At 61.8% G+C, this 24,598-nt stretch carries 36 protein-coding genes; 12 read left to right on the top strand and 24 right to left on the bottom strand.

The window, feature by feature from the left end; genetic code table 11:
• Positions 1-345: 345 nt before the first annotated feature.
• Together HMPREF2943_RS03705 and HMPREF2943_RS03700 are read left to right on the top strand one after the other, a co-directional pair.
• Positions 346-1,653 (top strand): class I SAM-dependent methyltransferase, encoded by a 1,308-nt coding sequence (locus HMPREF2943_RS03705; RefSeq protein ID WP_070710829.1) that lies wholly within the window; start codon positions 346-348, stop codon positions 1,651-1,653.
• A gap of 17 nt (positions 1,654-1,670) precedes the next feature.
• Positions 1,671-3,152, top strand: a complete 1,482-nt coding sequence (locus HMPREF2943_RS03700; protein ID WP_070710828.1) for an FAD-binding oxidoreductase — start codon at positions 1,671-1,673, stop codon at positions 3,150-3,152.
• A 253-nt stretch (positions 3,153-3,405) separates the two neighbouring features.
• Here HMPREF2943_RS03700 and rplO read toward each other — a convergent pair whose 3' ends face one another.
• Genes rplO through rpsH form a run of 6 tightly spaced genes read right to left on the bottom strand, consistent with a single transcriptional unit; the run spans position 3,406 to position 6,054 of the window.
• Entirely contained in the window at positions 3,406-3,855 is a 450-nt protein-coding gene (gene rplO / locus HMPREF2943_RS03695) for a 50S ribosomal protein L15 (protein ID WP_010189563.1), read from the bottom strand.
• 3 nt (positions 3,856-3,858) lie between these two features.
• Positions 3,859-4,044, bottom strand: coding sequence for a 50S ribosomal protein L30 (rpmD, locus tag HMPREF2943_RS03690; protein ID WP_010189565.1), 186 nt, complete (start codon positions 4,042-4,044; stop codon positions 3,859-3,861).
• A 3-nt stretch (positions 4,045-4,047) separates the two neighbouring features.
• Entirely contained in the window at positions 4,048-4,674 is a 627-nt protein-coding gene (gene rpsE / locus HMPREF2943_RS03685) for a 30S ribosomal protein S5 (RefSeq protein WP_010189568.1), read from the bottom strand.
• A gap of 40 nt (positions 4,675-4,714) precedes the next feature.
• The gene (gene rplR / locus HMPREF2943_RS03680) at positions 4,715-5,116 is read right to left on the bottom strand and encodes a 50S ribosomal protein L18 (RefSeq protein ID WP_046648465.1); all 402 of its coding nucleotides are present in this window, start codon (positions 5,114-5,116) and stop codon (positions 4,715-4,717) included.
• Positions 5,117-5,119: 3 nt separating this feature from the next.
• Positions 5,120-5,656 carry a 50S ribosomal protein L6 gene (gene rplF / locus HMPREF2943_RS03675; protein ID WP_010189572.1) on the bottom strand — a complete coding sequence of 179 codons (537 nt, stop codon included), beginning with the start codon at positions 5,654-5,656 and terminating at the stop codon, positions 5,120-5,122.
• 14 nt (positions 5,657-5,670) lie between these two features.
• Positions 5,671-6,054, bottom strand: coding sequence for a 30S ribosomal protein S8 (gene rpsH, locus HMPREF2943_RS03670; RefSeq protein WP_010189573.1), 384 nt, complete (start codon positions 6,052-6,054; stop codon positions 5,671-5,673).
• A 311-nt stretch (positions 6,055-6,365) separates the two neighbouring features.
• On the opposite strand from rpsH, the gene HMPREF2943_RS03665 reads away from it, so the two are divergent.
• Complete coding sequence (locus HMPREF2943_RS03665; RefSeq protein WP_070710827.1) at positions 6,366-6,614, top strand: DUF6457 domain-containing protein; 249 nt, start codon at positions 6,366-6,368, stop codon at positions 6,612-6,614.
• Complete coding sequence (gene fdhD / locus HMPREF2943_RS03660) at positions 6,611-7,462, top strand: formate dehydrogenase accessory sulfurtransferase FdhD (protein WP_070710826.1); 852 nt, start codon at positions 6,611-6,613, stop codon at positions 7,460-7,462. The genes HMPREF2943_RS03665 and fdhD overlap by 4 nt, the downstream gene beginning before the upstream one ends.
• Here the strand turns inward: fdhD and HMPREF2943_RS03655 are convergent.
• The 6 genes from HMPREF2943_RS03655 to HMPREF2943_RS03630 form a co-directional block, all read right to left on the bottom strand.
• Complete coding sequence (locus HMPREF2943_RS03655; protein ID WP_070710825.1) at positions 7,431-8,216, bottom strand: formate/nitrite transporter family protein; 786 nt, start codon at positions 8,214-8,216, stop codon at positions 7,431-7,433. The genes fdhD and HMPREF2943_RS03655 overlap by 32 nt on opposite strands.
• Before the next feature lie 132 nt (positions 8,217-8,348).
• A complete protein-coding gene (gene rplE / locus HMPREF2943_RS03650) occupies positions 8,349-8,900 on the bottom strand; it encodes a 50S ribosomal protein L5 (RefSeq protein ID WP_010189579.1) in 552 nt (183 codons plus the stop codon).
• 1 nt (position 8,901) lies between these two features.
• On the bottom strand, positions 8,902-9,216 hold the full coding sequence (rplX, locus tag HMPREF2943_RS03645) for a 50S ribosomal protein L24 (protein WP_005527724.1): 315 nt from the start codon (positions 9,214-9,216) through the stop codon (positions 8,902-8,904).
• A gap of 4 nt (positions 9,217-9,220) precedes the next feature.
• Positions 9,221-9,589 (bottom strand): 50S ribosomal protein L14, encoded by a 369-nt coding sequence (gene rplN / locus HMPREF2943_RS03640; RefSeq protein ID WP_070446572.1) that lies wholly within the window; start codon positions 9,587-9,589, stop codon positions 9,221-9,223.
• Between the two features lie 291 nt (positions 9,590-9,880).
• Positions 9,881-11,884, bottom strand: a complete 2,004-nt coding sequence (locus HMPREF2943_RS03635; protein ID WP_070710824.1) for a sucrose-specific PTS transporter subunit IIBC — start codon at positions 11,882-11,884, stop codon at positions 9,881-9,883.
• Positions 11,885-11,996: 112 nt separating this feature from the next.
• Positions 11,997-13,322 (bottom strand): glycoside hydrolase family 32 protein, encoded by a 1,326-nt coding sequence (locus tag HMPREF2943_RS03630; protein ID WP_070710823.1) that lies wholly within the window; start codon positions 13,320-13,322, stop codon positions 11,997-11,999.
• A 21-nt stretch (positions 13,323-13,343) separates the two neighbouring features.
• On the opposite strand from HMPREF2943_RS03630, the gene HMPREF2943_RS03625 reads away from it, so the two are divergent.
• Both HMPREF2943_RS03625 and HMPREF2943_RS03620 read left to right on the top strand, forming a co-directional pair.
• The gene (locus HMPREF2943_RS03625; protein WP_070710930.1) at positions 13,344-14,213 is read left to right on the top strand and encodes a carbohydrate kinase family protein; all 870 of its coding nucleotides are present in this window, start codon (positions 13,344-13,346) and stop codon (positions 14,211-14,213) included.
• Complete coding sequence (locus HMPREF2943_RS03620) at positions 14,210-14,602, top strand: hypothetical protein (protein WP_070710822.1); 393 nt, start codon at positions 14,210-14,212, stop codon at positions 14,600-14,602. The genes HMPREF2943_RS03625 and HMPREF2943_RS03620 overlap by 4 nt, the downstream gene beginning before the upstream one ends.
• A 53-nt stretch (positions 14,603-14,655) precedes the next feature.
• Here the strand turns inward: HMPREF2943_RS03620 and HMPREF2943_RS03615 are convergent, their stop codons facing one another.
• From HMPREF2943_RS03615 to rpsJ, 12 genes are all read right to left on the bottom strand, one after another.
• Complete coding sequence (locus HMPREF2943_RS03615) at positions 14,656-15,378, bottom strand: hypothetical protein (protein ID WP_070710821.1); 723 nt, start codon at positions 15,376-15,378, stop codon at positions 14,656-14,658.
• A gap of 188 nt (positions 15,379-15,566) precedes the next feature.
• The gene (rpsQ, locus tag HMPREF2943_RS03610) at positions 15,567-15,848 is read right to left on the bottom strand and encodes a 30S ribosomal protein S17 (protein WP_010189641.1); all 282 of its coding nucleotides are present in this window, start codon (positions 15,846-15,848) and stop codon (positions 15,567-15,569) included.
• Positions 15,849-15,850: 2 nt separating this feature from the next.
• The gene (rpmC, locus tag HMPREF2943_RS03605; RefSeq protein ID WP_010189642.1) at positions 15,851-16,081 is read right to left on the bottom strand and encodes a 50S ribosomal protein L29; all 231 of its coding nucleotides are present in this window, start codon (positions 16,079-16,081) and stop codon (positions 15,851-15,853) included.
• A complete protein-coding gene (gene rplP, locus HMPREF2943_RS03600) occupies positions 16,081-16,497 on the bottom strand; it encodes a 50S ribosomal protein L16 (protein WP_010189643.1) in 417 nt (138 codons plus the stop codon). The genes rpmC and rplP overlap by 1 nt, the downstream gene beginning before the upstream one ends.
• 3 nt (positions 16,498-16,500) lie before the next feature.
• Entirely contained in the window at positions 16,501-17,247 is a 747-nt protein-coding gene (gene rpsC, locus HMPREF2943_RS03595; RefSeq protein WP_070446580.1) for a 30S ribosomal protein S3, read from the bottom strand.
• The gene (rplV, locus tag HMPREF2943_RS03590) at positions 17,247-17,609 is read right to left on the bottom strand and encodes a 50S ribosomal protein L22 (protein WP_010189645.1); all 363 of its coding nucleotides are present in this window, start codon (positions 17,607-17,609) and stop codon (positions 17,247-17,249) included. Before rplV ends, rpsC begins: the two co-directional genes overlap by 1 nt.
• A 3-nt stretch (positions 17,610-17,612) precedes the next feature.
• The gene (gene rpsS / locus HMPREF2943_RS03585; protein ID WP_010189646.1) at positions 17,613-17,891 is read right to left on the bottom strand and encodes a 30S ribosomal protein S19; all 279 of its coding nucleotides are present in this window, start codon (positions 17,889-17,891) and stop codon (positions 17,613-17,615) included.
• Positions 17,892-17,904: 13 nt separating this feature from the next.
• The gene (rplB, locus tag HMPREF2943_RS03580; protein ID WP_010189648.1) at positions 17,905-18,741 is read right to left on the bottom strand and encodes a 50S ribosomal protein L2; all 837 of its coding nucleotides are present in this window, start codon (positions 18,739-18,741) and stop codon (positions 17,905-17,907) included.
• A 35-nt stretch (positions 18,742-18,776) separates the two neighbouring features.
• Positions 18,777-19,079 (bottom strand): 50S ribosomal protein L23, encoded by a 303-nt coding sequence (gene rplW, locus HMPREF2943_RS03575; RefSeq protein ID WP_010189649.1) that lies wholly within the window; start codon positions 19,077-19,079, stop codon positions 18,777-18,779.
• Positions 19,079-19,741 (bottom strand): 50S ribosomal protein L4, encoded by a 663-nt coding sequence (rplD, locus tag HMPREF2943_RS03570; RefSeq protein WP_010189650.1) that lies wholly within the window; start codon positions 19,739-19,741, stop codon positions 19,079-19,081. The genes rplW and rplD overlap by 1 nt, the downstream gene beginning before the upstream one ends.
• Entirely contained in the window at positions 19,738-20,394 is a 657-nt protein-coding gene (rplC, locus tag HMPREF2943_RS03565) for a 50S ribosomal protein L3 (protein ID WP_010189651.1), read from the bottom strand. The genes rplD and rplC overlap by 4 nt, the downstream gene beginning before the upstream one ends.
• Positions 20,395-20,429: 35 nt before the next feature.
• On the bottom strand, positions 20,430-20,735 hold the full coding sequence (gene rpsJ, locus HMPREF2943_RS03560) for a 30S ribosomal protein S10 (RefSeq protein ID WP_003848085.1): 306 nt from the start codon (positions 20,733-20,735) through the stop codon (positions 20,430-20,432).
• 648 nt (positions 20,736-21,383) lie between these two features.
• Between rpsJ and HMPREF2943_RS03555 the strand changes: the two genes are divergently transcribed.
• Genes HMPREF2943_RS03555 through HMPREF2943_RS03530 form a run of 6 tightly spaced genes read left to right on the top strand, consistent with a single transcriptional unit; the run spans position 21,384 to position 24,447 of the window.
• Positions 21,384-21,881: an Asp23/Gls24 family envelope stress response protein gene (locus tag HMPREF2943_RS03555; protein WP_070710820.1), complete on the top strand. Its 498-nt coding sequence runs from the start codon at positions 21,384-21,386 to the stop codon at positions 21,879-21,881.
• A 1-nt stretch (position 21,882) separates the two neighbouring features.
• Positions 21,883-22,188 carry a hypothetical protein gene (locus tag HMPREF2943_RS03550; RefSeq protein ID WP_070710819.1) on the top strand — a complete coding sequence of 102 codons (306 nt, stop codon included), beginning with the start codon at positions 21,883-21,885 and terminating at the stop codon, positions 22,186-22,188.
• Positions 22,189-22,220: 32 nt separating this feature from the next.
• Entirely contained in the window at positions 22,221-22,415 is a 195-nt protein-coding gene (locus HMPREF2943_RS03545; protein ID WP_010189668.1) for a hypothetical protein, read from the top strand.
• Positions 22,415-23,317 (top strand): Asp23/Gls24 family envelope stress response protein, encoded by a 903-nt coding sequence (locus HMPREF2943_RS03540; RefSeq protein WP_070710818.1) that lies wholly within the window; start codon positions 22,415-22,417, stop codon positions 23,315-23,317. The genes HMPREF2943_RS03545 and HMPREF2943_RS03540 overlap by 1 nt, the downstream gene beginning before the upstream one ends.
• Entirely contained in the window at positions 23,310-23,888 is a 579-nt protein-coding gene (locus HMPREF2943_RS03535; RefSeq protein WP_070710817.1) for a DUF6286 domain-containing protein, read from the top strand. The genes HMPREF2943_RS03540 and HMPREF2943_RS03535 overlap by 8 nt, the downstream gene beginning before the upstream one ends.
• Complete coding sequence (locus HMPREF2943_RS03530; protein WP_070710816.1) at positions 23,881-24,447, top strand: hypothetical protein; 567 nt, start codon at positions 23,881-23,883, stop codon at positions 24,445-24,447. Before HMPREF2943_RS03535 ends, HMPREF2943_RS03530 begins: the two co-directional genes overlap by 8 nt.
• The last annotated feature ends 151 nt before the right edge of the window (positions 24,448-24,598 follow it).

Genomic DNA, 24,598 nt, shown 5'->3' with positions numbered 1-24,598 from the left:
GGTTCGAATTCGCCGCGCACGGGGGTGGATCTCATCTGTTCCCAAACTTTAAGAGTCTTTTTAAGGTCTCTCATAGGAACGGTTGAACACTTTTGACCCCATCACCCTACCAGCCTCGGCCTCATTCGCCACATTGAGCCCGCCCATGCCACGCCGCTGGGCTCCCTATGGTTTTCCCCCTTAGCGCCTTCTACAGATCGGGCCTACCATGGACCCCGTTGCTTTAAGGCAATGTCCTTACAAGGTTTTTACGTCTTTTCGACCTTTCCGGCGACGCCTGGAGTGTCTCGGAGTATGGCCGTTCTTGATCTGCCAGACACTGAACCGAAAGAAGTATGTAATTTTATGAGTAAGCGATTCACCCCAATGACCGTGGCTGAGATCATCGATACCTTCGTTCCCAGCCCCAACCCCTTCCGCTGGGAGGCATTCGACGGTTCCTCTACCGGCCCGGCCGATGCGCAGTTCACCGTCAGGATTAACAACCTCCAGGGCTTGGCCTATATCGCTACTCACCCAGGGGACGTCGGGTTCGCCCGCGCCTATGTCACTGATGGCATCACGGTCGAAGGCGAACACCCGGCGCATCCCTATGGCATCTTCGACGCTTTGCATGCGATGTATGACAAGTTCTCCCGCCCGGACGCCAAGACGCTGGCCCGGGTAGTCCGCTCCTTAGCCTCGCTGGGTGCCTTCCAAATCCAGCCGGTCCCAGAGGTTGAGCGCGCTTCCTGGCTGCGCCGCAAGCTGCACGAAGGCCTGTCCAAGCATTCCAAGGAGCGCGATGCAGACGTCATCTCCGATCACTACGACGTGGGCAATGACTTCTACGAACTCTTCCTCGGCGATTCGATGACATATACCTGCGCCTACTACCCCTCCCCCGACGCCATGCTGGATGAGGCTCAGGAAAACAAGTACCGGCTCATCTTCGACAAGCTGCGCCTCAAGGAGGGCGACCGCCACCTGGACGTCGGCTGTGGCTGGGGCGGGATGGTGCGCTACGCCGCTAAGCGCGGCGTGAAGTCAGTCGGTGTGACCTTGTCCAAGGAACAGGCTGAATGGGGCCAAGCCAAGATTAAGGAGGAGGGCCTCGAGGACCTGGCGGAAATCCGCTTCCTGGATTACCGCGACGTCACCGAGGAAGGCTTCGATGCCATCTCCGCCATCGGGCTACTCGAGCATATCGGTGTCAAGAACTATCCCAGCTTCTTCAGCTTCCTTCACGGCAAGCTCAAGCCAGGTGGTGTGATGCTCAACCACTGCATCACCTACCCGGATAACCATAAAACGCCGAAGGGTGGGTTCATCGACCGCTATATCTTCCCCGACGGCGAGCTCTCCGGCTCCGGCACTATCACCAAGTGCATGCAGGATGCCGGATTCGAAGTTGTCCACACGGAATCCCTCCGCTTCGACTACATGCGCACGCTGCATGATTGGTGCGAGAACCTCAAGGAGAATTGGGAGGAAGCCTGCTCGCTGGTGGGTCTGCCCACCGCGCGCCTGTGGGCCATCTATATGGCCGGCTCCGAGTGGGGCTTTGAGCACAACATCATCAACCTGTACCACTTCGTGGGCGTCAAACTGGGCGAAGCCGGCTCCCGCGCCGGCGTGCCAGAGCGCCGCTGGTGGGAAGATTCGCGCTTCTAAAGACTTAAGGGAGTTTTATGTTGACCGATCTCATCCGTAATCACCGCAGCGTTGACGCAGTAGAGATTCCGCCGGTGGACTGGAAGGCGCACCGGGAGGGCGTCGATAAGCTCCTGCGTAGCTTCCACGCGGTGCCGAAGGATAAGCGTGTGCGTTTGGCCAAGAAAACCTCGAACCTGTTCCGCGGGCGCAGCGGTGAGCAAGCCGGGCTGGACGTCTCCGGTCTGGATGGGGTGATTGAGGTCGATCCGATCGCACAGACCGCCGAGGTCCAGGGCATGTGCACCTACGAGGACCTCGTCGACGCCACCCTGCCGCATGGGCTTATGCCCTTTGTGGTGCCGCAGCTCAAGACCATTACCCTGGGCGGCGCCGTGACGGGGATGGGAGTGGAGTCCACGAGCTTCCGCGATGGACTGCCGCATGAATCCGTCCTGGAGATGGACATCCTGACCGGCACGGGGGATATTGTCACGTGCTCGCGCGAGGAGAACGTCGATCTCTTCCGCCTCTTCCCCAACTCCTATGGCTCCTTGGGCTATGCGGTGCGCCTGAAGATTGAGCTGCGCGCGGTCAAACCCTATGTGGAGCTGCGGGAGGTACGCTTTCACGACTTCGAGTCTTTGGCACGCACGCTTGACGACGTCTCCCGCACCCACACCTATGACGATGTCGAAGTGCACGGCCTGGATGGCGTGGTCTTCTCGCCGGAGGAGTCATACCTCGTCATGGCCCGTTTTACGGATGAGGCGGGGCCGACCTCCGACTACACGCGCGACAAGATCTTCTACCGCAGCCTTCAGCACGCCCGCGGCATCCGCCGCGACCGCCTCACGGTGCGCGACTATATCTGGCGCTGGGACACGGACTGGTTCTGGTGCTCGCGCGCTTTCGGGGCGCAGAATCCGCGCGTGCGCAAGGTGTGGCCGCGGCAGCTGCGCCGCAGTTCCTTCTACTGGAAGCTCGTGCGCCTAGACCGCAAATACGAGCTGGAGTACAACTTCATCAAGAAGCCGAAGGGCCTACCCCGCGCCGAGCGCGTGGTGCAGGACATCGAGGTCACACCGGACAATTTGCCGGAGTTCTTGGATTGGTTTTTCCAAGCCTCCGACATCCAACCAGTGTGGCTGTGCCCGATTCGGCTGCGCGAGGGCGTCGAAGACCTCGTTGACGCGGGCACGCTGGCCGCTGATTCCCCAGCTCCGTGGCCGCTGTACCCCCTGCGCCCGGGCCAGACGTGGATCAACGTGGGCTTTTGGTCAGGCGTGGAGGGCAATCACGTCGACCCCTCTGCTCCGGGCAATGGCGCCTTCAATCGCGTCATCGAAGCTAAAGTCAGCGAACTCGGCGGGCATAAATCGTTGTATTCGGAGGCATTCTACTCCCCCGAAGAATTTGCCAAGCTCTACGGCGGAAACCTCCCGGAGCGCATCAAGGCCGTCACCGATCCGGATGGCCGCTTCCCCGGCCTCTACGAGAAGACGGTCAACGAGGCCTAACGGCGACGCATAATTTTCATGCCATAAGGTTTCTCTCAAAAGGCATTAATACCTTTTGAGAGATGCCTTTTGCGGGCCTCTCCACGTAAACCCCCAGGTCAATACATAACGCACAAGCCATAAGGTACCCCTCAAAAGGTACTCATGCCTTCTGCGCCCAGGGGCTGCCCCGAAAACACCAGAAGCCCTCCCGCAGGCCACCGAAAGGTGGCGCCGCGGGAGGGCGATGGCTCTCACAGAGCCTGTAAGGGAATTACTTGGTTGCGGTGGCGGTGCCGCCAGCAGCCTCGATCTTCTCAACAGCAGACTTGGAGAACTTGTCAGCGGTGACGTTCAACTTAACGTTGATCTCACCGTTGCCCAGAACCTTGACCGGCTGGTTCTTGCGAACCAGGCCAGCAGCAACGATGTCCGCAACGGTGACGTCGCCACCGTTAGCGAAAGCCTCTGCGAGGTCAGCAACGTTGACTACCTGGTACTCAACGTGGTTCGGGTTCTTGAAGCCCTTAAGCTTCGGCAGACGCATGTGGATCGGCATCTGGCCACCCTCGAAAGCAGCTGGTACCTGCTTACGAGCTCCGGTGCCCTTGGTACCGCGACCAGCGGTCTTACCCTTGGATGCCTCACCGCGGCCGACGCGGGTCTTGGGCTTGTTGGATCCTGCGGCCGGGCGCAGGTCGTGGAGCTTGATGATATCAGCCATGGTTTACTCCCCTGCCACTTCTTCGACGGTGACCAGGTGACGCACCTTGTGAACCATACCGCGGATGATCGGGGTGTCCTGCTTCACAACAGAGTGACCGATGCGCTTGAGACCAAGCGACTCCATGTTTGCGCGGTGGTTCGGCTTGGTGCCCACAAGGCCCTTTACCTGAGTAATCTTCAGAGCCATTGCTTATGCCTCCTGACCTGCGCGCTTGCGCAGCATCTGGGCCGGTGCGACCTCCTCGAGGGACTTGCCACGACGTGCGGCAACTTCCTCAGGGCGAACCAGCTGCTTGAGGCCGTCCACGGTAGCGCGGACGACGTTGAGAGCGTTGTCGGAGCCCAGGGACTTCGACAGAATGTCCTGCACGCCAGCGCACTCAAGCACCGGACGAGCAGCACCGCCGGCGATGACACCGGTACCCGGAGCGGCCGGCTTCATCATCACGATGCCAGCTGCGTCGCGACCCTCAACCGGGTGGGTAATGGTGCCAGCAATCATCGGGACGCGGAAGAAGTTCTTGCGAGCCTCTTCTGCACCCTTCTGGATTGCGGCCGGGACTTCCTTGGCCTTGCCGTAGCCGACGCCCACCATGCCCTGGCCGTCGCCGACGACGACGAGAGCGGTGAAGGACATGTTGCGGCCACCCTTGACGGTCTTAGCGACGCGGTTGATGGTCACAACGCGCTCGATGTACTTATCGCGCTCGTTGTCCTGGTGGTTGCGGCGGTCGTTACGACGGCCGTTGTTGCGACCCTTGCGGTCGTTGTTGTTCTCGGCGGAGCGTCCGCCGTCACGCTGTTCACGGTCCGACATTAGGCGTTCCTTCCGTTGATGTTTCCGTATGCCTTAATCATTAGAACTGCAGACCACCTTCGCGAGCGGCGTCGGCCAGCGCAGCAACGCGGCCGTGGTACTTGTAGCCTGCACGGTCGAAGACGACCTGCTCGATGCCAGCGGCCTTGGCGCGCTCAGCGATGAGCTGGCCTACCTTGGCAGCCTTGGCCTTCTTATCGCCCTCGAGTGCACGCACGTCGGCTTCCATGGAGGAAGCGGCAGCCAGGGTGTGGCCGGCCAGGTCGTCGATGACCTGAACGTGCATGTGGCGGGAGGAGCGGTGAACGACCAGACGCGGTGCCTCAGGGGTGCCGCGGAGGGTCTTACGGATGCGGAAGTGGCGGCGCGCGCGTGCTTCACGACGACGCGAGGAAATGTCCTTGCCAACCGGGGTGCGCTTTGCGTTTTCAGTGTTAGCCATTGCTTACTTACCCGTCTTTCCGACCTTGCGGCGGACCTGCTCGCCGTCGTAGCGAATACCCTTGCCCTTGTAAGGATCGTCCTTACGCAGGCGGCGGATGTACGCGGCGACCTGTCCAACCAGTTGCTTGTCAATACCAGATACGGAGAGCTTGGTTGCGCCATCCACAGCGAAGGTGATGCCCTCCGGAGCCTCGATGAGGATCGGGTGGGAGTAGCCCAGAGAGAACTCCAGGTCCTTACCCTTCTGCTGGACACGGTAACCAACACCGAAGATTTCCATCTTCTTGGTGTAGCCCTCGGTCACGCCAACAACGGCGTTGTTGACCAGGGAGCGGGCCAGACCGTGCAGGGCGCGGTTCTTGCGGTCGTCATCCGGACGGGAGACCTTGATCTCGTCATCCTCGACGGCTGCGGTGATCGGCTCCGGCAGCTCAACCTCGAGGGTGCCCTTGGCACCCTTAACGTTGACAACCTGGCCATTGATGGTGATGTCGACGCCCTTCGGGACGGCGATAGGTGCTAGACCGATACGAGACATGTGTCAATCCTCCCTTACCAGACGTAGGCGAGAACTTCTCCGCCTACACCCTTCTCCTGAGCCTGACGGTCGGTAAGCAGACCCTGAGACGTGGAAATGATAGCCACGCCCAGGCCGCCCAGAACCTGCGGCAGTTCGGTGGACTTTGCGTACACACGCAGACCCGGCTTAGACACGCGACGCAGACCCGAGAGGGAACGCTCACGGTTGTTGTACTTAAGCTCGAGGGACAGCTCGTGGCCCTCGACGGAGTAGTCAGCGATGTAGCCTTCCTGCTTCAAGATCTCAGCGATGTTCGCCTTGAGCTTGGAGGTCGGCATCGACACGACGTCGTGGTGCGCATTAGATGCGTTGCGCACGCGCGACAGCATGTCGGCAATAGGATCAGTCATAGTCATATGAGTGACCTTTAACCTTTCTCGTTGCGGTTCCCACAAAAGCTCACCAAAGCGTTTTCCGTGTGATTTCGGGCTACTCACGCTCCCCGCGGTCAATACCACGAGGCGCTCGCCACCCTTTGATACAGACAACGGTCCGCTATCTACGGCGAGGGGCCTACAACAAAGTAGATGTGTTCAATTCTTCCGGCTTGGCACGTTTCCGCACCTCCTGCACTGTTTTCGCGGCACAGGAGTGGAAAAATGCAAGTCCGTCGGATTACTCTACCCGCTGACATGCAGTTTTCCAAAACGCGTTAGCATAGGAAGCCATGAGCGAAACACCTGATCCGATCCGCACCGCCCATCAGTGGCTGAAGGAGGCTGCCGAGCTGATCGGCGCCTCTCCCGAGGAGGCCACCGCTTTGATCAAAGAACTTCTCGATCTGACCAAAGACGTTGCGCATACCCAGCCCCGGCCCGCCGCTCCCCTAACCGCTTACCTGGTGGGGCTCGCGTCCAAGAACACCGATGAGGCCCGTGCACACATTGCCACCTTGAAGGAGGCCCTCAACCGATGAGCGGGCGCGTCAACGCCACATTCGCTGTGACCAAGGTGCGCCTCGATGAGAACGGCCACGTCACCCAAGTCGATACCCGTGGCGATTCCGTCGCCGGCGAGGAGCCGCTGGAGATCCGCGTCGGCGGGCAAACACTAACGACGACGATGCGCACCCCGGGACACGACGTCGAGCTGGCACATGGTTTCCTCCACTCCGAAGGACACATTGAGAAGGTCAGTGACGTCCGGGGGGCCCGCTACTGCGCCGGCGCCTCGGTGGATGGGCGCAATCCCTATAATCTGCTCGACGTGGAGCTGGCTAACCCCCACGCGCTCACGCTCGCCGATCTGCGTCTGACCACCACCACGTCCGCCTGCGGCGTGTGTGGCACCTCCTCCATCGAGGCACTCATGAAGCAGTCACGCTACGAGATTCCACAGGTGCCGGTGGATCCGGGGGTCGTCGCCAAGCTGCCCGAGGCCCTCAAGCGGGAGCAGAAGCAGTTCCGTAAAACCGGAGGTATTCACGCTGCCGGGGCCTTTACTCTCGACGGCGCTCCCGTCGTGGTGCGCGAGGACGTCGGGCGGCACAACGCCGCCGACAAGGTCATCGGCAACCTGCTCATGGAAGGAAAGCTGCCCGCCAGTGACCTCATTCTGGTCATGAGCTCGCGCGCCAGCTTCGAACTCGTCAACAAGGCCGCTATGGCCGGCTTCGGCATGCTTGTCGCGGTCTCCGCAGCCTCCTCCCTAGCCGTCACAACCGCCCGGGAGACGGGCATGGCGCTCGTCGGCTTTGCCCGCGGCGACCGATTCAACCTTTATTCGGGTCAACTTAGTCGCGATACGCTTCCGGGCCGGAGTTAAGCCACGCGTAGACCCCACCCATGAGGAAGCCACCGCCGATGAGGTTTCCCATCCACGCGATGGACCAGTTGGTGAGCACCGCGCCCAGGCTAAAGGCATCGGGCAGCGGGCTAGCACAGAAGACCGTCAGCATCATCAGACAGAAGTTCGCGATGACGTGCTCAAGGCTTAAGCCCACAAAGCACGCGATGATGGGAACGATGACGAAGAATTTGGACACCAGCTCCTTGGCCGAGATCGCCCCGATGATCGCCATGTTCACCACGAAGTTGGCAACGATGGCCTCGACGAAAAGACCGCCCGGGGTCTTCTCCAGCTTCCCCGCCGACATCGTGGCGATAAGGTGACCCGGGTCCATGTTTCCCAGCTTCGCGGACACCGACATGGCGGCGGCAAAAATCACTACGCCGACGAGGTTAAACAGCGTGGTCACCACGAGCAACCACAGCGCCTTTCCCCACCCCACCTGCTTCTTCACCGCGCCGTAGACCATGTACATCATGTTGCTGGTGGCCAAATCAGCACCCAAGATGACAATGGCGAACAGGCCGAGCCCGAAAAGCGCAGCGAAAACCAAGGAGCCCAAGCCAGCCGCGTGCTTTTCGACACCCATCCCCACTACGCCAGCGAATGCCGTGCCGATGGCTAGGTACGCGCCCGCCAGGGTAGCTCGCACGGCGAAACGGGCGAGGGATTCGTCGAGAAGCGTGAGCTTCTTCTTCACCGCAACGGCGGCGGCTTCGTTGAGAGACATCCAGTACCTCACTGGCTCGAGAAACGTTAAGGCACCCGATATCGTACTCCGTGTCAGGACGCGCGAAACCCCCGGCCTCCTTGCAGGGAGTACCGGGGGTCGTTCTCTATCTCAAAGAGAAAGTGTCGCCGCTTACTTGAACGGGAAGCCGAGCTCGCGCAGGAGCTTGCGGCCTTCCTCGTCGTTGGTAGCGGAGGTGACGACGGTGATGTCCATACCGCGCGGGCGGTCCACCTTGTCGATGTCGATCTCGTAGAACATGGTCTGCTCGCTGAGGCCGAAGGTGTAGTTGCCGTGGCCGTCGAACTGCTGGTCGGAGAGACCGCGGAAGTCGCGAATACGCGGCAGCGCGATGGTCAGCAGGCGGTCCAGGAACTCCCACATGCGGTCGCCACGCAGGGTAACGCGTGCGCCGATGGGCATGCCCTCACGGAGCTTGAAGTTAGCGATGGACTTCTTAGCGCGACGCACCTGCGGCTTCTGGCCGGTGATAGCGGTAAGGTCCTCGAGAGCGCCGTTGATCATCTTGGAGTCGCGGGCAGCGTCGCCCACACCCATGTTGACGACAACCTTGGTGACGCCCGGAATCTGCATCACGTTCTCGTACTTGAACTCTTCGTTCAGAGCCTTCTTGATTTCCTCGCGGTAGCGGGTCTTCAGACGCGGAGTGTAGTTCTCGCTCATTTTAGATGTCCTTCCCGTTGCTACGTGCGATGCGGACCTTCTTGCCGTTCTCGTCGAAACGGTAGCCCACGCGGGTCGGGTTGCCCTCGGAGTCAACGATCGCAACGTTGGACACGTGGATCGGAGCTTCCTGGGTAACGATTCCGCCGGACTCGGCGCCACGCTCGGTAGCGGAGTTAGCAACGTGCTTCTTGACGCGGTTAACGCCCTCAACGAGGACCTTGTCACGCTTCGGGTATGCCTCGATGACCTTGCCCTTCGCGCCCTTGTCCGGGCCCGAAATAACGATCACCATATCGCCCTTATGAATCTTCATAAGACTAGATCACCTCCGGTGCGAGAGAAACGATCTTCATGAAGCGCTTGTCACGAAGTTCGCGAGCAACCGGGCCGAAGATGCGGGTACCGCGCGGCTCGTTGTCACCCTTGAGAATAACTGCGGCGTTTTCATCGAATGCGATGTAGGAGCCGTCCGGGCGACGGGTCTCCTTCTTGGCGCGTACGATGACGGCCTTGACGATGTCGCCTTCCTTTACGTTGCCACCCGGGATGGCTTCCTTGACAGTGGCGACGACGATGTCACCAATGCCAGCGAAACGTCGAACGGAGCCGCCGAGAACGCGGATGACGAGGATCTCTCGTGCACCAGAGTTATCGGCGACGCGCAGACGCGATTCTTTCTGAATCACTATGGGTCTCCTGACCTGGATTAACGTGCGTCAAGATTTCCGTCCTTGACACACCTGGTCTACTTGCTTATGTGGCACAGGCTGTGCGACGAACTCGCTGTTCACAGCGGTCGAAGGGTCTCGGTGCGGCGATTCGGAAACGCATCGCGCTGCACCGACCGGCCATATGCAACCCATACATTCAAGCATGCCTTAGACTGTTTCCCCAAATTGCACGCCCCGCTGCTTCCCACAGCCCGGCTGCATGACGGGGCTCCCATGCGGCATACCCCCTCGCTCGCGTCTGCACTCCTAGGCCTTGGAGGCTGATGCGGTGGTTGTCGCATCAGCAGGTTCTGGTTTCGGGTCCACGGTAAGGAATGCATCGCCGAAGGAAATCTCCTCGCCCGTGACGAAGGCCGGCAGGACCGGGCCTGTCTTCTTCGAGTTGGACACGACGACCGGCGTGGTCACCGGGTAGTCGGCGGCCTTGATGGCTGCGATGTCGAACTCGCACAGCAGGTCACCAGCCTTCACCTCATCGCCCTTGGACACGTGCGAGGTGAAGTGCTCGCCCTTCAGGTTCACGGTGTCGAAGCCGATGTGCATGAGAATGTCCACGTTGTTGCCGTCAGCATCCTTGCCACGCACGGCATACGCGTGCTTGGAGGGGAAGGTGACGGTAACCTTGCCGTCAATCGGGGATACGAGGCGCCCCTCGGTCGGCTCGACGGCCGCACCCGCACCCAGCTTGCCAGCGGCAAACATCGGGTCCGAGACCGACGCCAAGGCGATAGCTTTTCCAGCCAGCGGGGAGGCCACGCGATAGGCATTCGGGTCGGCGGTGGCAGCAGGCACCGCGCCGCCGACACCGGTGGCAGCACCGGTCTCATCGGGGTCGATGGAACCATGCTTGGAAATGAGGTAGCGGCCATAGGCAAAGGCCACGCCGAAAGCGAGGATCAAAGAGGTAAAGGCGCAGACGAAGAACTGCGTGTAATCCTCGGGACGCATGGAGACGAAGCCGATGAAGCCGGCGGCGCCGAGGGCGGTTGCTTTGACGTCGAAAAGCGCAATGAGCGTCGCGGCAATCGCGGAGGCACCCATGCCGATGTAGAAAGGCCAGCGCAGTCGCAGGTTCACACCGAAGATGGCAGGCTCGGTAATACCGAAGAGCGCGGACACACCCGAAGCGCCGGACAGACCCTTGAGCTTCTCAGAACGGGTCAGGAAGTAGACCGCCAGGGCCACGCCACCCTGGGCAATGTTGGCCACGGAAGCGACCGCAAAGATGAAGGAGCCGCCCTCGTTCCACAGCATGGTCTCGATCGGCGGGAAGGATTGGTGCAGGCCCGTGATGACAATCGGCGAGTAGAACAGACCGAAGATGAAGCCGCCCACCGGGCCGGCGAAGGTGTACAGGTCATTAAGACCCGCGCCGAGCATGTCGCCCGCAGTGCGCAGCACCGGCCCCACTGCGATGAAGGTAATAAAGCCCGTTACCAGCAGCGTGAGCAGCGGGGTGAGCAGGAAGTCCACCGTTCCCTTAAGGTGCTTGTGCAGGAATTTCTCAATCGTGGCCAGAATCCACGCGATGACCAGGATGGGCAGGATGGAGCCTTGGTAGCCCGCTTGGGCAACGTCGAGACCGAAGATATTCCAGTAGGCCATCTCCCCTGCCTCGATGGTCGCGGCCACCTGGTAACCATTGACCAGGTCCGGCATCACCATCGCCATGGCCATGCCGGCGCCGAGGAACTCATTGCCGCCGAAGCGCTTGGTGGCGGTGAAGCCCACCAGGATGGGCAGGAAGGCAAACGGCGCGGACGCCAGGAGGTTGATGAGCCCGGCGACATCCGCCATGGCAGGGAACATCTCAATGACGGACTGCTCGCCGAACAGGCCATTGGCTGTCAGCACGTTGTTGAGCGCCATGAGCAGACCGCCGCCGACCAGAATCGGGATGAGCGGTACGAAGATATCCGCGAGGACCTTTACCGCGCGGGAGAACCAGTTGCCGGAGTCGGCGGCAATGTCCTTGAGCTTGTCCGTGGACACCGCGATGTCCTTGGTGGTTATCTTGTTGAGCTGGTCGAAGACGATGTTGACATCGCCCGGTCCGACGATGACCTGGAACATGCCCCCGGCCTCAAAGATGCCCTTGAGGTCCGGATCATTTTCCAGCGCGGCCTTGTCGACCTTCTTGCTGTCCTTGAGCACCATCCGCAGGCGGGTGGCGCAGTGCGCCAGCGCCACGATGTTGTCTTCGCCGCCGATGGCTGAGAGTATTCGCGCCGCGACCTGTGAGTGATCCATTCCGGCGTGCCTCCTCGGAGAGTGAGATGAATTAAATAGCGTCACCTCCTATTAGACACGTTACCCAACACAAAGCCAAGCATTCGGGCATAAATATAGGAAAATTCACACCCTAACGGGCTTCCCAGCCGTGCCAGCGAGCGTCGCTGGCACCAAAAATCGCCGACGCGCCCGCAATCCGCCCATCACCCGCGAAGACCTCCACGGCACATCCATCCGCGATGAGCTCCACGGAGCCAGCCGGGCAGGGAACGACGCGCTCATCGTCCCCAACTGCCAAACGGAGTTCTCCCCCGCCGTAGGTGACGCGGAAGGCGTCGGCCTCGGAGTCGTCGACAAGCACGTACGTTCCCTCGCCGGCCATCAGCGTGGCTACCGAACCGAACCCAACGCGTGCTGCCTCCGCCGGCACAGCCGGCAGCGACCACAACGGCGCCTGGCGCAACCAGCCTTCCTCCAGCCACACGCGCCGCGGCAAGGTGAGCGTGTGGACCCAGCCCTGGGCAACCGTCGAGGTGTCATCCTGCACGGGCAGCCCCATCCACCCCAGCATGATGGCCTCGCCCTCCTTTTCCACCAGCTGCGGCGCATAAAACTGGTGGCCATAATCCAGCTCGCTAAAGCCCCGCTCCACGTGGAAGACGGTGCCCTCCAACCGGCCCACGAGGTAACCGCACTGATCGGAGGAGGCGTAGTGCGTGGTGCCGTCAGCAACCACCGGCTCGAGTCCTTGCGGGCAGATGACCAAGACGTCCTTGTCCTCTCCCGTCGCGCGGTCCCGGAGCGTGAGAAGGTTGGGGCACTCCCACATGTAGCCGCCCGGCACGAGATCCGGGCTCAGGCCCGGCTGAGCACTCGAGGTATCAAAGGTGATCGTGCCTTCAAAGGACCACTGCGCCAAGTCCGTAGAACGGTAGAGCACGGCGTGCCCGCTTTCGTCTTCTGCTTGGGCGCCGAGCACCATGCGCCAGCCGGCGTCATCGCGGGTGATCTGGGGATCGCGGTAGTGCCCCGTGAAGCCCTCCGCGGGGCCATCGATGAGCGGGTTGGCGGGGTCGTGCTCATAGAAACCGCCTTCTGGACCGCCGGCATCGACGGCACGGACGCGATTCTGCGAGGGAATCCGCACGCCATCGCGCTTGAGATTGCCGGTATAAAACAGCCAGACGTCCTCACCGTCGACCACTGCGCCGCCCGAGTAGCAGCCGTGGGCGTCGTGCTCACGGATGGGATACAGCGCGTCCGGGTAGTGCCGCCATGGCTTCGCCTCGCTTAAGGAGGCCACGGCATGACCCCAGCCTGTCTGCTTCGCCGCGTGCGGGAAGTAGGGGTCGTGCTGATAATAAACATGCAGGTTGTTGCCATCGATGAAGACCCCATTCGGGTCATTGAGGCGGCCGGAGGGCGGGGAGAGATGGAAAAGCGGACGGTAGTTCATGCTCTCGATAGTATGGGTTCCATGGACATTATGGTGTGTGGCGAAGGCCTTGTTGACCTCGTTCCGCGCGGACGCGGGCAGCTGGCGGATTTAACACCGGCGTTGGGCGGCGGTCCCTTCAACGTGGCGGTCGCGGCGAGCCGTTTGGGCGCTAGCGTGGGATTTCAGTCGCGGCTCTCGCACGATGCCTTCGGGCAAGCGCTCATGGAGCGTCTGCATAAAGAAGGAGTGGATACCTCGCTCGTGCAGCGGGGTGAGGAACCCACGACACTAGCGGTCTGCACCATCGGTGAGGACGGATCGGCCACCTATTCCTTCTACACGGAGGGCACGGCGGACCGCCTAATAGAGCCTGTGCTTGTCGACGTCCCCTGGGCCTGTTTCGGCACCGTCTCCCTCGCCCTGGAACCTGGTGCCTCCCGTTATGCCGCGTTGCTGAAGGACCTTGCCGCGAAGGGCACGAAGGTCGCGCTGGACCCTAATATTCGCTCCTTCTTCGCCACCCCGGAGCACCGCGATTTCTTGTTGTCACTTTTGCCACACGTCACGTTGTTGAAGTTGAGCGAGGAAGAAGTGAAATTCCTGGGCGAAGACGCACTGGCCCACGTACCTGTAGTGGTAACCACGCGCGGCGCAGAAGGGCTGAGCGTACGCACGGACTCGGTATCGGCGCAGGTCCCACCGGTTAAGGTCGAGGTGGCAGACACCATTGGCGCCGGTGACACGGTCATGGCCGCGCTGCTGAGCCAGTTGCTAACGCGGGATATCAGCGCATTAAGCGCCGAAGAGTGGCAGGAGATCCTCCACTTCGCGGCGACGGCCGCAGCCATTACGGTGTCCCGCACGGGCGCGCAACCGCCCACGTGTTCTGAGGTGGAGGAGCGCCTATGAACTACCCAGTGCGTGCCAGCGTAGTGCACGGCCTGCTCTTTGTGCTTGTAGCCGTGGCTTTTATCCTGCCGGTGGTCTTCGGTGCCGCAGCGCTTCTACCGGTGCCGCTTGCGGCGTGGGCGTCGGTGGTGCTCGCCGCACTCGCGCTTGTCGACGCCTCCTACCACGCCTTCTCCCCCTCCCAGCGCCCCACCCGCGGTTTACGAGCCCTGTCGGCGGTAGGCAGCGCTGCGCTCATCGCTGGCTGGTTGGTGTGGCTGCGGATTTATAACACCATTGACCTGGTGAGCGCCACGCCCTACCGTGTCGGCACGTTCCTTCTCGCGGTAGGCGCGGTGTTGAGCGCGTTCTGTCTCGCCATTGCACTCACGCACCGGGGCACACGCTAGACTCTTGGAGGCTTCCGCCCCGGGTTCGCCGCCCGATTCAGAGCACGCGTTCCCTAGAGGACTTCGTCTGGGGTGTAGTCCACGTACAGCGCACCCATAGGAACGCTCGTATCGCTTTGCCACCAGCCGCGGTCGGGTTCAAAGGGCAAGGTGACGTGCTTGCCCTCGTAGCCTGCCCACGCGCTTTTCTCGACGAGCCCAATGCAACTCTTGCCGGAAAAGGTCAACGATTTCCGTGACGGGCTGCCACTCTTGTATCCGCTCAAGGTGGTGGGCGCATCCAAGGCCAAGAACCAGACCTCTGTCGAGGCGTAATCGGACACGACAATGCCTGGCACGCCACCATCGAGGTCGCCTGCTTTGACCTTGTGCACAGTGCCTGAGACCGTGGTGGGAGCATCGGCAGGATTGCCCTCACTGGCAACGCGATCCTTCCGGTACTCGCACTTTTCGATGCCACTGGTGACGGAGGTGTCCGCCTCGGCATTGTTTCCATCGTTGGGTGCAGGTGTCTTCGTGACCTCGGCGGTGCCAGAATTACCGGCACCAGGCGAGTAGCCCGCCGGAAGCGTCGGTTTGGGTCCGGCAGCTTCGGTGCTGGGCTGGGGCTGCGCCTCCGACTCCGGTTTAGCTTGCGTAGGTGAAACGTCCGCGGCGGAGTCCACAGCCGGGGCGTCGGCAGCAACGGGGGCCGGCTCCTCTGCGGCGCAACCGACGAGGGCCGCTACGGAGGAAGCGCAGACAAGGGTAAGCAGAGAGCGAGAGAACGCGGACATACGGCGTTAAACCTTTCAGGAGATGAACGGCCTAACCCTAGCACGTTCCTGCAGCGCAGCCGGATAAAATCGGAGAGCATTCCCCTAGCCAGCCTGTGCTGTGTTGCGCCGATTCAGCCCGGTAGGGGGCAGAAAAAATGACCCCCACGGTGAACGTGGGGGTCATTGATCTCGAAGAGGGCTAGATATTACTTAGCCTTCTCCACGATCTCGACGAGACGGAAGTGCTTGTCCTTGGACAGCGGGCGAGTCTCGGCGATGAGAACGCGGTCGCCGATGCCGGCGGTCTCGTTCTCGTCGTGCGCCTTAACCTTCTTGTTAGTGCGCATAATCTTGCCGTAGAGGGCGTGCTGCTTGCGGTCCTCGAGCTCGACAACGATGGTCTTATTCATCTTGTCGGAGACAACGATGCCGGTGCGGGTCTTGCGAGCGCCCTTTTCCTTCTTAGTGTTCACGTTTGCCTCACTCATGATTAAGCCTCAGCTCCCGGAGCAACGGACAGGCCCAGCTCGCGCTCGCGCAGAACGGTGTAGATGCGGGCGATGTCGCGCTTAACCGTGCCGATGCGGCGGTTGTTGGTCAGCTGGCCAGTGGCCTTCTGGAAACGAAGGTTGAAAAGCTCTTCCTTCGCATCCTTCAGGCGGTTCTCCAGCTCAGCGTTGTCGAGCTCACGGAACTCGTGGGCGGGGGTACCGGTAGCCATTAGAACTGGTCCTCCTTCTTGATGATGCGGACCTTGCACGGAAGCTTCTGGCCGGCGCGGCGCAGAGCCTCGATGGCGGTAGCTTCGTTCGGGTAGGTCATCTCGAAGAGGATGCGGCCCGGCTTAACGTTGGCAACCCACTTCTCGACGGGACCCTTACCGGAACCCATACGCACGCCGAGCGGCTTCTGGGTCAGCGGACGGTCCGGGAAGATGTTGATCCACACCTTGCCACCACGCTTGACGTGGCGGTTGATGGCAATACGTGCGGCCTCAATCTGGCGGTTGGTGATGTACGCCGGCTCAAGAGCCTGGATGGCGTAGTCACCGAAGTTGATGCGGTTACCGCCCTTGGACACACCCGAGCGGGTCGGGCGGTGCTGGCGACGGTACTTGACGCGCTTAGGAATCAGCATGGATTAGCCCTCCTGCTTCTGCTGTGCGCGCTGGCGACGCTGGCCACCACGGCGCGAGCGACCGTTACGGTCACCGCGGCCGCGGCCCTGCGCCGGAGCGTTCAGTTCGGACTCGCGGACGCCACCGACAACGTCACCCTTGTAGATCCACACCTTGATGCCGATGCGGCCGAAGGTGGTGTGGGCCTCTGCGGTGCCGTAGTCGATTTCGGCGCGAAGGGTGTGCAGCGGAACGCGACCCTCGTGGTAGCGCTCAACGCGAGACATTTCTGCACCGCCCAGGCGGCCGGACAGCAGAATCTTGATGCCCTTGACCTGCGGCTGGCGCATAGCGGACTGGATAGCCTTGCGCATTGCACGACGGAATGCGACGCGGTTAACCAGCTGCTCCGCGATGGACTGTGCAACCAGGGTTGCGTTGGCGTCGACCTGCTTGACCTCGAGGATGTTGAGGGCAACCATCTTGCCGGTGAGCTTCTCCAGCTCACGACGGATGCGGTCAGCCTCAGCGCCGCGGCGGCCAATCACGATGCCCGGGCGGGCGGTGTGAATGTCCACGCGGACGCGGTCGCGGGTGCGCTCGATGACGACGTCGGCGATGCCGGCGCGGTCGAGGCCCTTCTCCAGGTACTCGCGGATCTTGATGTCTTCGGCTACGTAGTTTGCGTAGTCCTTATCGGCGTACCAGTGGGTCTTCCAGTCGGAAGTGATGCCCAAACGTAGGCCGTGAGGATGGATCTTCTGGCCCATTACTTGGCCCCTTCCTTCTGGCTCTCGACAACCACGGTGATGTGGCTGGTGCGCTTACGAATCATGAATGCGCGGCCCTGTGCGCGCGGCTGGAAACGACGCATGGTCGGACCCTCGTTGGCGTATGCCTCGGAGATGACCAGGGTGCGCGGATCCAGGCCGAAGTTGTTCTCAGCGTTGGCAGCTGCGGATGCAACAACCTTGGCAACCGGCTCAGCGGCGCCCTGCGGAGCGTACTTCAGGATTGCAAGTGCCTCGGCTACGGACTTACCGCGGACCAAGTCGATGACGCGGCGTGCCTTCATCGGGGTAACGCGGACGTAGCGAGCCGTTGCGGATGCGGAGGTGATGGTGTCACTCATCGCTTATCGACGTCCCTTCTTGTCGTCCTTGACGTGACCCTTAAAGGTCTTGGTGGGTGCGAACTCACCGAGCTTGTGACCAACCATGGAGTCCTCGACGAACACCGGCACATGCTTGCGGCCGTCATGGACGGCGAAGGTGTGACCGATGAAGTCGGGCAGGATGGTGGAGCGGCGAGACCAGGTCTTGATGACCTGCTTGGTGCCGGCCTCGTTCTGAGCATCAACCTTGTTGAGGAGGTGCTCATCGACGAACGGGCCCTTCTTAAGGCTGCGTGGCATTGTTTACCTCCTCTTAGCGCTTCTTGTTCGGGCGACGACGGCGCACGATCATGTTGTTCGAGTAACGGTTCGGGTTGCGGGTGCGGCCTTCCTTGTGGCCCCACGGCGACACCGGGTGGCGACCACCCGAGGTCTTACCCTCACCACCACCGTGCGGGTGGTCGACCGGGTTCATAACGACACCGCGGACGGTCGGGCGGACGCCCTTCCAGCGCATACGGCCGGCCTTGCCCCAACGGATGTTCATCTGGTCAGCGTTGCCAACCTCACCGACGGTGGCGCGGCAACGGATGTCGACGCGACGGATCTCGGAGGACGGCATACGCAGGATGGCGTACTTGCCTTCCTTACCCAGCAGCTGGATGGAGGCACCAGCGGAGCGGGCCAGCTTAGCGCCAGCGCCCGGCTTGAGCTCCACAGCGTGGATGGTGGTACCGGTCGGGATGTTGCGCAGCGGCAGGTTGTTGCCAACCTTGATATCCGCGTTCGGACCAGCCTCGACGATGGTGCCCTGCTTCAGGCCCTTCGGGGCGATGATGTAGCGCTTCTCGCCATCTGCGTAGTGCAGGAGGGCGATGTTGGCGGTACGGTTCGGGTCGTACTCGATGTGTGCGACCTTTGCAGGGATGCCGTCCTTGTCGGTACGACGGAAGTCGATCAGACGGTAACGGCGCTTGTGGCCACCGCCGATGTGGCGGGTGGTGATGCGGCCGTAGTTGTTACGACCACCAGTCTTGCTCAGCGGGCGCAGCAGGGACTTCTCCGGGGTCGAGCGAGTGATTTCCTCGAACTCGGACACGGAGGATGCGCGGCGACCCGGAGTTGTCGGCTTGTACTTACGAATAGCCATAATTCTTCCTTTTCCTTTCGGCTCTTCGGTGGGGCTTAAGCGCCTGCGCCGAAGACGTCGATGGAGTCGCTGCCTTCACGGAGCGTCACGTAGGCGCGCTTGGTGGACTTACGCTGACCGTAGCCGGTGCGGGTGCGCTTGCGCTTGCCTGCACGGTTCACGGTGTTCACGGAAGCAACCTTCACGCCGAAGATCTGCTCGACGGCATCTTTAATCTGGGTCTTGTTGGAGTCCGTGGAGACGTAGAACGTGTAGACGTTCTGTTCCATCAGGCCGTAGGACTTCTCGGACACAACCGGTGCGATGATGACGTCGCGCGGGTTAGCGAGCTTAGCCATTACTTCTCCTCCTTAGCTTCCTCGGCGGCGCCGGTAGCGCGCTCGACGAAGGTGTGCAGAGCCTCAACGGAGAACACAACGTCGTCCGAGTAGAGGACGTCGTAGGTGTTCAGCTGGCCGGCGTCCAGGATCTGGACGTTCGGCAGGTTGTTGGCGCTGCGGCGAGCATTGATGTCCTCGCGGCCGATGACCAGAAGAACATTCTTGCGGTCGGTGAGGCGCTCGATGAAAGCCTTGGCCTGCTTGGTGGACGGGGTCTGGCCCGGGACGAGCTCCTCGATGACGTGGATGCGCTCGTTACGTGCACGGTCAGACAGTGCGCCGTAGAGAGCAGCCTTGATCATGCGCTTCGGGGTGCGCTGGGAGTAGTCACGCGGGACCGGGCCGTGCACGGTGCCACCACCGGTGTAGTGAGGCGCACGGATGGAGCCCTGGCGGGCGCGGCCGGTGCCCTTCTGACGGAACGGCTTGCGACCACCGCCGCGGACCTCGCCGCGAGTCTTGGTCTTGTGGGTACCCTGACGAGCAGCAGCGAGCTGTGCGTTGACAACCTGGTGCATCAAAGCAATGGATGCCTCGGTGTCAAAGAGCTCGGCCGGCAACTCAACGGTGCCGTTGGTCTTACCGTCAGCGGTCTGGACGTCTAGCTTGAGGTTGCTCATGCGTGTGCACCGCCCTTCACTGCGGTCTTAACGGTGACGAGGCCACCGCGCGCACCCGGGATAGCACCCTTGATGAGCAGCAGGTTGGACTCGGCATCAATCTTCTGAATCTTCAGGTTCTGGGTGGTCACGCGGTCCTGGCCCATGCGGCCAGCCATGCGCTTACCCTTGAAGACGCGGCCCGGGAACGAAGCGCCACCAATGCCACCAACGCGGCGGTGAGCAGCCTGGTTACCGTGGGCAGCGCCCTGGCCTGCGAAGCCGTGGCGCTTCATGGCGCCAGCGTAGCCGTGACCCTTGGTGGTGCCGGTAACGTCAACGAAGGACACGCCCTCGAAGATGTCCACCTTGACCTCCTGGCCGACCTCGTATGCGGAGGTGTCGTCCATGCGGATCTCAGCGACGTAACGGCGCGGGGTCACGCCAGCCTTCTTGAAGTGACCGGTTGCAGGCTTGTTGACCTTGCGCGGGTCCTTCTCGCCGAAGGCAATCTGGATGGCGTTGTAGCCATCGGTTTCTTTCGTACGGATCTGGGTAACCACGCACGGGCCAGCCTCGACGACGGTCACCGGCACAACGCGGTTCTCCTCGTCGAAGACCTGGGTCATGCCGAGCTTGGTGCCCAGAATTCCCTTGATCTCGTTTTCACTCATTGTTTGTTCTCCACCAAATACGTTGTGTCGATCGCTTACTGGATATTCACGTCGACGCTTGCCGGAAGGTCGATGCGCATGAGGGCGTCAACGGTCTTCGGGGTCGGGTCGAGAATGTCGATGAGGCGCTTGTGAGTGCGCATCTCGAAGTGCTCGCGAGAGTCCTTGTACTTGTGCGGAGAACGAATAACGGCGTATACGTTCTTCTCGGTTGGGAGCGGCACCGGGCCGACAACACGAGCACCCGTACGGGTAACGGTCTCGACGATCTTCTTAGCAGAAGCGTCGATGGCCTCGTGGTCGTAGGCCTTCAGCCGAATGCGGATTTTTTGTCCCGCCACGCTTATCCTCTTCCTCGCTTCCCCACTTTCACATTCCCGGCGTATCCGGGGCGTGAAGCGGTGGGAAATTGCTTCTCGATTTCTCTATAACGTTGTCCGGGCTGGAAGCCATGGCTCAACGCCAGTTGTCTGACTGTCATGACGACCACGAGAGTGACTTAAGGCAAAAGCCCAGAGTGCAGTGCTCGTGACGGGGTACAAGACCCGTAGTCAAAGTAAATAGGAAGAAGACTGGGGCGTTAGATCTCAATGATCCGCAACCAAAGTCTTATTCATATACTGCCGCTGTTTATTTGCCATGCCCCTTCTCCGGTCCATCTTCTCGGGATTGTCTCTGCTCAAGCGCGGACCTAGCCCGATCGGATGACCTTCGCGTGTAGCTCTAAAAGAACCCCACAACAAAGGTGTCATGTTCGCCTTACCAGCAACAACGCCCTACAAGCTGAAGCCTGTGGTTACGTCGCTGTGTTAAAGCAACCCCTGTATTTAAGCACGTAACCTCGCGTTTTCCAAACTCCTGCGGAAACAGTGGGTAACATCACGTTTTGGCCAAGGATTGACTCTCCGCCGCCCCGCGGACCGCGTTCGCGGTTAAGCTCGTGACGTAGATACATACCTACATCAACTACACAATGAGAGGGATCCACCATGGCTGAGAACACCACCCCCAAGGACGTCGCCGAGCAGACCGCCCCGGCGAACGACGCCACCCCGGCCCCTGCCCCGGAGCGCAACAAGAACCTGGAGACCGATTTCGGCACCACCCGCATCGATGATGTCGTTGTGTCCAAGATCGCCGGCATCGCCGCCCGCGAGGTTTCCGGCGTCGCCGCCCTCGGCGGCGGTGGCGCCCGCATGATGGGCTCCATCCGCGAATCCTTCGGCGCTTCCGAGGACGTCCGCCAGGGCGTGAGCGTCGAGGTGAACAACGGCACCGCTTCCATCGATATCGCCATCATCGCCGAGTACGGCGTGGCCATCCACGAGCTCGCCGAAGCCATCCGCCGCAACATCATGAATGCGGTCGAGCGCATGACCGGCCTGTCCGTCGATCGCGTCGACGTCGTCGTCCACGACGTCAAGCTGCCGCGCGAAGAAGACGAGTCCACCGAGGCAACTCCGGCAGTTACCCAGGGCCAGGCATAACGTGACCTCTGCCGAGCTCACCCTCCCCCTTGCCACGTCCATAGCGGAGGCGGTGACGGATCTGAGGGGCGTCGCCAAGCTTTCGCCCGGCCGGTTCGGGGAGGTCGCGCTGCTCTTCCCCGGTGAGCGCGTGCACGGCATTCGCCGCCCCAGCCCGCAGGATGACACGCACCTGGAGCTGCACATTGTCGTTGATGTCAGCGCAGGCGTACCACTCGCCGAGCTTGGCGACGTCACCCGCACCACCGTCCGCGCCACCTGGCCCGCAGTGCGCCGCGTAGACGTGGTCTTCGACGACGCGGTCTAAAAGGAACCGACATACAGAACTAAAGGAAAACCATGAAGAACTACACCTCCCTCGGCGTGATCGCCGGCTTGGTTCTGGCCTTTTTCATCTACCTCGGCGTGTGGTACGTCGCGCTCGCGGTCTTGCTTGCCGCGGTCGGCGGCGTCATCGGCGCGCATTTCGACGGCCGCATTGACCTCACCGCGGTGTGGAAAGGCGTGGTCGGCCAGGATAGAGGCCGAGGCTAGTGAGCACCGAAACTACCGGGGTCGCCCTCTTCGGGCGAACCCGCTTTTCCCTGCGCGCGATGGAAAAGGTCATTAACGCCGCCATTGCGAGCGTGCCGGGGACCGCGGCTGTCGACGCCAAATTAGCCGGCCTCGCCGGCCGCGCCTTTCCGCGCGTGATGGCGCAAATGGACCCGGATACGCAGATGGTGGCGGTGGATGTCGACATCGCTGTGTACTGGCCCTCCCCCGTCACCGAGGTGGCGAAGGCAGTTCGCACGGCAATCCGGGAGGCAGTCCGCGATTTCACAGGTTTTCGCACCACTCGCGTCAACGTAACGGTGGGCGGTGCGGTCCTAGGCGAGCGCACAACCGCGCTGGCGGTCGAGACACGCGCGCCACTGTCGGCGCAGATTCCGGCGATTGTTCCGGAGCGCGCTTTGAAGCCGGTGGACGTAAGCCAGCGCGCCGCGGTGCGCCAAGTGTCGGCCCCTGCGCCGGTCCCTGTACGCACGGTGAGGGTGCCGGAGGCGGTGCGGGTGAGGGGCGTCGGCAAGCCTGCGGACGTTACGGTGCGCACGGAAGGTTTCGGCCCTGGCGAGAATCGCTACGACAAGCTGCGCCCCATCCACACGGCCGAACCGCAGCCGCTGCGCGCAGTCACGGATCCTGCGCCGGTACAGGTCCGCTCGGTGCCTGCGCCACGGGAGTTCGCGCTGCGCCACGTCGAAGTGCCCCGCCCGGTTGAACCGCGCGGCGTGGACCTTCCGCATACTTCTCCGCTTCGCGTCCCGCATGCCAAGCCGCTTCAGCTTCGCCCAATTGCGATTCGGCCCTCGGCCGAGTTCACACGCCGGGTAGACGTTCCACGTCCGGTGCCGCTGCGCGCCATCACCATCCGCGAAGGAGGTCATCATGAGTGAGAACTCGCTGCCCGCTGGCTTTGGCCAACGCCCGAAAGCCTCCCCACCGGCGCGGGGGTGGACCATCATCGTGGGCATCCTGCTGCTCGCGGCCGCCGTCGTCGTGGGGCGTGAGGCCTGGGTGGCAGGTGCCAACGAGGGCGCAACCTCGTGGCTGCAGCCCTTCATCGACGTGATGTCCTCGCCGGAGATCCATACATGGATGCTTGTGGCCGGGGGCGTGGCGATCTTCGTCGGGTTGATTCTGTTGTGGGCGGCGTGTGCGCCGCGGAAGACAACGCACGTGCGGATTGGATCCGAGGATGCGTCGATGTGGCTGCGCGCGGTGGATATTGCGCGGGTGGCGTCGGCAACGGCGCGTCGGGTGCCGGGAACGACGGCGGCGCGGAGTCGGGCCAAGATCACCAAGGAGCGCTCCCGTATCACGGTCACGGCCACGGGCGATGCCGATGATGCGCAGCTTAAGGAGCGCGTGACTGAAGCGGTGACGGCGGCGCTGGCGGCTATCACGCCAACCCCGGAGGTTACCGTGGTGATTGAGAATGAACAGGAGGACATCGCCAATGTCTAAGAAGCTTGCCGGTGTGGACCGTGCGCTTTTGGCCATACTGGGAATCCTGCTTATTGCCTTGGGGGTGTGGCCGATCCTCATCCACTTCGACGTGCCTTTCGCTACGTACTTGGCCTCGTGGGTGGACCACGACACGTGGGCGGGTCTGCCTGGGCAGTCTTGGTGGCCTTTTGCGCTGGGCTTGGCGACGATCATCTGTGCCCTCACCGGCCTGTGGCTGGTGATAAGCAACCTGCGCCATCATCGCTTTAATTCGATGCCCTCGGAGGAATCGAATGAGGAGGGTGCGATTAAGACGGAGATGCCCGCGATTGCGGGAGCGGTGGCGGATACTCTCGCTGACATTGAGGGCGTGGAGAAAGTATCGCGGCTGGTAGCCTACGACCGCTCGCGGCCGACGTTGCAGTATGAGGTGCTAGCGGATCCCGATACCCCGCTGCTGCGCATCAAGGATGCCATTGAGGTCAATGACCGCGACTTCCGCGCGGCCTTCCCGGACGTGGATGTGGATACGCGGTACAAGGTTCACTTCACGAAGGTCCGCAACGCTACCGTCTAGGCCGCCGCGCGCGGCGAGCGGGCTTACTCACGGCCTACGTGCGCCTTGCGGCACCGACTAACCTCGCATTCTCTTGCCTCCGCGATTGGCGTTTTGCCCACCGGTAAGCAGGCGGTTTCTGCTTCCGGTTGCGGGGTTGCTAGTGCTGTTT

This window comes from Corynebacterium sp. HMSC072D12, from assembly GCF_001813925.1.
Lineage (GTDB): Bacteria > Actinomycetota > Actinomycetes > Mycobacteriales > Mycobacteriaceae > Corynebacterium > Corynebacterium aurimucosum.
Note: the sequence above shows the minus strand (reverse complement) of the source record. Positions and strands in the feature narration are given on the sequence as shown.

Coding starts and splice junctions, on each gene's coding strand:
- rpmD (WP_010189565.1), bottom strand. CDS start 4,044: ATGGCTCTGAAGATTACTCAGGTAAAGGGCCTTGTGGGCACCAAGCCG.
- HMPREF2943_RS03630 (WP_070710823.1), bottom strand. CDS start 13,322: ATGAACTACCGTCCGCTTTTCCATCTCTCCCCGCCCTCCGGCCGCCTC.
- rpsH (WP_010189573.1), bottom strand. CDS start 6,054: ATGACTATGACTGATCCTATTGCCGACATGCTGTCGCGCGTGCGCAAC.
- rpsE (WP_010189568.1), bottom strand. CDS start 4,674: ATGTCGGACCGTGAACAGCGTGACGGCGGACGCTCCGCCGAGAACAAC.
- rplC (WP_010189651.1), bottom strand. CDS start 20,394: ATGAGTGAAAACGAGATCAAGGGAATTCTGGGCACCAAGCTCGGCATG.
- rpsS (WP_010189646.1), bottom strand. CDS start 17,891: ATGCCACGCAGCCTTAAGAAGGGCCCGTTCGTCGATGAGCACCTCCTC.
- rplP (WP_010189643.1), bottom strand. CDS start 16,497: ATGCTGATTCCTAAGCGCGTCAAGTACCGTCGCCAGCACCGCCCGACC.
- rplD (WP_010189650.1), bottom strand. CDS start 19,741: ATGAGCAACCTCAAGCTAGACGTCCAGACCGCTGACGGTAAGACCAAC.
- rplX (WP_005527724.1), bottom strand. CDS start 9,216: ATGAAGATTCATAAGGGCGATATGGTGATCGTTATTTCGGGCCCGGAC.
- rplO (WP_010189563.1), bottom strand. CDS start 3,855: ATGGCTGATATCATCAAGCTCCACGACCTGCGCCCGGCCGCAGGATCC.
- HMPREF2943_RS03545 (WP_010189668.1), top strand. CDS start 22,221: ATGAAGAACTACACCTCCCTCGGCGTGATCGCCGGCTTGGTTCTGGCC.
- HMPREF2943_RS03665 (WP_070710827.1), top strand. CDS start 6,366: ATGAGCGAAACACCTGATCCGATCCGCACCGCCCATCAGTGGCTGAAG.
- HMPREF2943_RS03620 (WP_070710822.1), top strand. CDS start 14,210: ATGAACTACCCAGTGCGTGCCAGCGTAGTGCACGGCCTGCTCTTTGTG.
- HMPREF2943_RS03635 (WP_070710824.1), bottom strand. CDS start 11,884: ATGGATCACTCACAGGTCGCGGCGCGAATACTCTCAGCCATCGGCGGC.
- HMPREF2943_RS03555 (WP_070710820.1), top strand. CDS start 21,384: ATGGCTGAGAACACCACCCCCAAGGACGTCGCCGAGCAGACCGCCCCG.
- HMPREF2943_RS03530 (WP_070710816.1), top strand. CDS start 23,881: ATGTCTAAGAAGCTTGCCGGTGTGGACCGTGCGCTTTTGGCCATACTG.
- rplV (WP_010189645.1), bottom strand. CDS start 17,609: ATGAGTGACACCATCACCTCCGCATCCGCAACGGCTCGCTACGTCCGC.
- fdhD (WP_070710826.1), top strand. CDS start 6,611: ATGAGCGGGCGCGTCAACGCCACATTCGCTGTGACCAAGGTGCGCCTC.
- HMPREF2943_RS03535 (WP_070710817.1), top strand. CDS start 23,310: ATGAGTGAGAACTCGCTGCCCGCTGGCTTTGGCCAACGCCCGAAAGCC.
- rplW (WP_010189649.1), bottom strand. CDS start 19,079: ATGGCTAAGCTCGCTAACCCGCGCGACGTCATCATCGCACCGGTTGTG.
- rpsC (WP_070446580.1), bottom strand. CDS start 17,247: ATGGGCCAGAAGATCCATCCTCACGGCCTACGTTTGGGCATCACTTCC.
- rpsQ (WP_010189641.1), bottom strand. CDS start 15,848: ATGAGTGAGGCAAACGTGAACACTAAGAAGGAAAAGGGCGCTCGCAAG.
- HMPREF2943_RS03625 (WP_070710930.1), top strand. CDS start 13,344: ATGGACATTATGGTGTGTGGCGAAGGCCTTGTTGACCTCGTTCCGCGC.
- HMPREF2943_RS03655 (WP_070710825.1), bottom strand. CDS start 8,216: ATGTCTCTCAACGAAGCCGCCGCCGTTGCGGTGAAGAAGAAGCTCACG.
- rplR (WP_046648465.1), bottom strand. CDS start 5,116: ATGGCTAACACTGAAAACGCAAAGCGCACCCCGGTTGGCAAGGACATT.
- rpmC (WP_010189642.1), bottom strand. CDS start 16,081: ATGGCTACCGGTACCCCCGCCCACGAGTTCCGTGAGCTCGACAACGCT.
- rplF (WP_010189572.1), bottom strand. CDS start 5,656: ATGTCTCGTATCGGTCTAGCACCTATCGCCGTCCCGAAGGGCGTCGAC.
- HMPREF2943_RS03700 (WP_070710828.1), top strand. CDS start 1,671: ATGTTGACCGATCTCATCCGTAATCACCGCAGCGTTGACGCAGTAGAG.
- HMPREF2943_RS03705 (WP_070710829.1), top strand. CDS start 346: ATGAGTAAGCGATTCACCCCAATGACCGTGGCTGAGATCATCGATACC.
- rplE (WP_010189579.1), bottom strand. CDS start 8,900: ATGAGCGAGAACTACACTCCGCGTCTGAAGACCCGCTACCGCGAGGAA.
- rplB (WP_010189648.1), bottom strand. CDS start 18,741: ATGGCTATTCGTAAGTACAAGCCGACAACTCCGGGTCGCCGCGCATCC.
- HMPREF2943_RS03615 (WP_070710821.1), bottom strand. CDS start 15,378: ATGTCCGCGTTCTCTCGCTCTCTGCTTACCCTTGTCTGCGCTTCCTCC.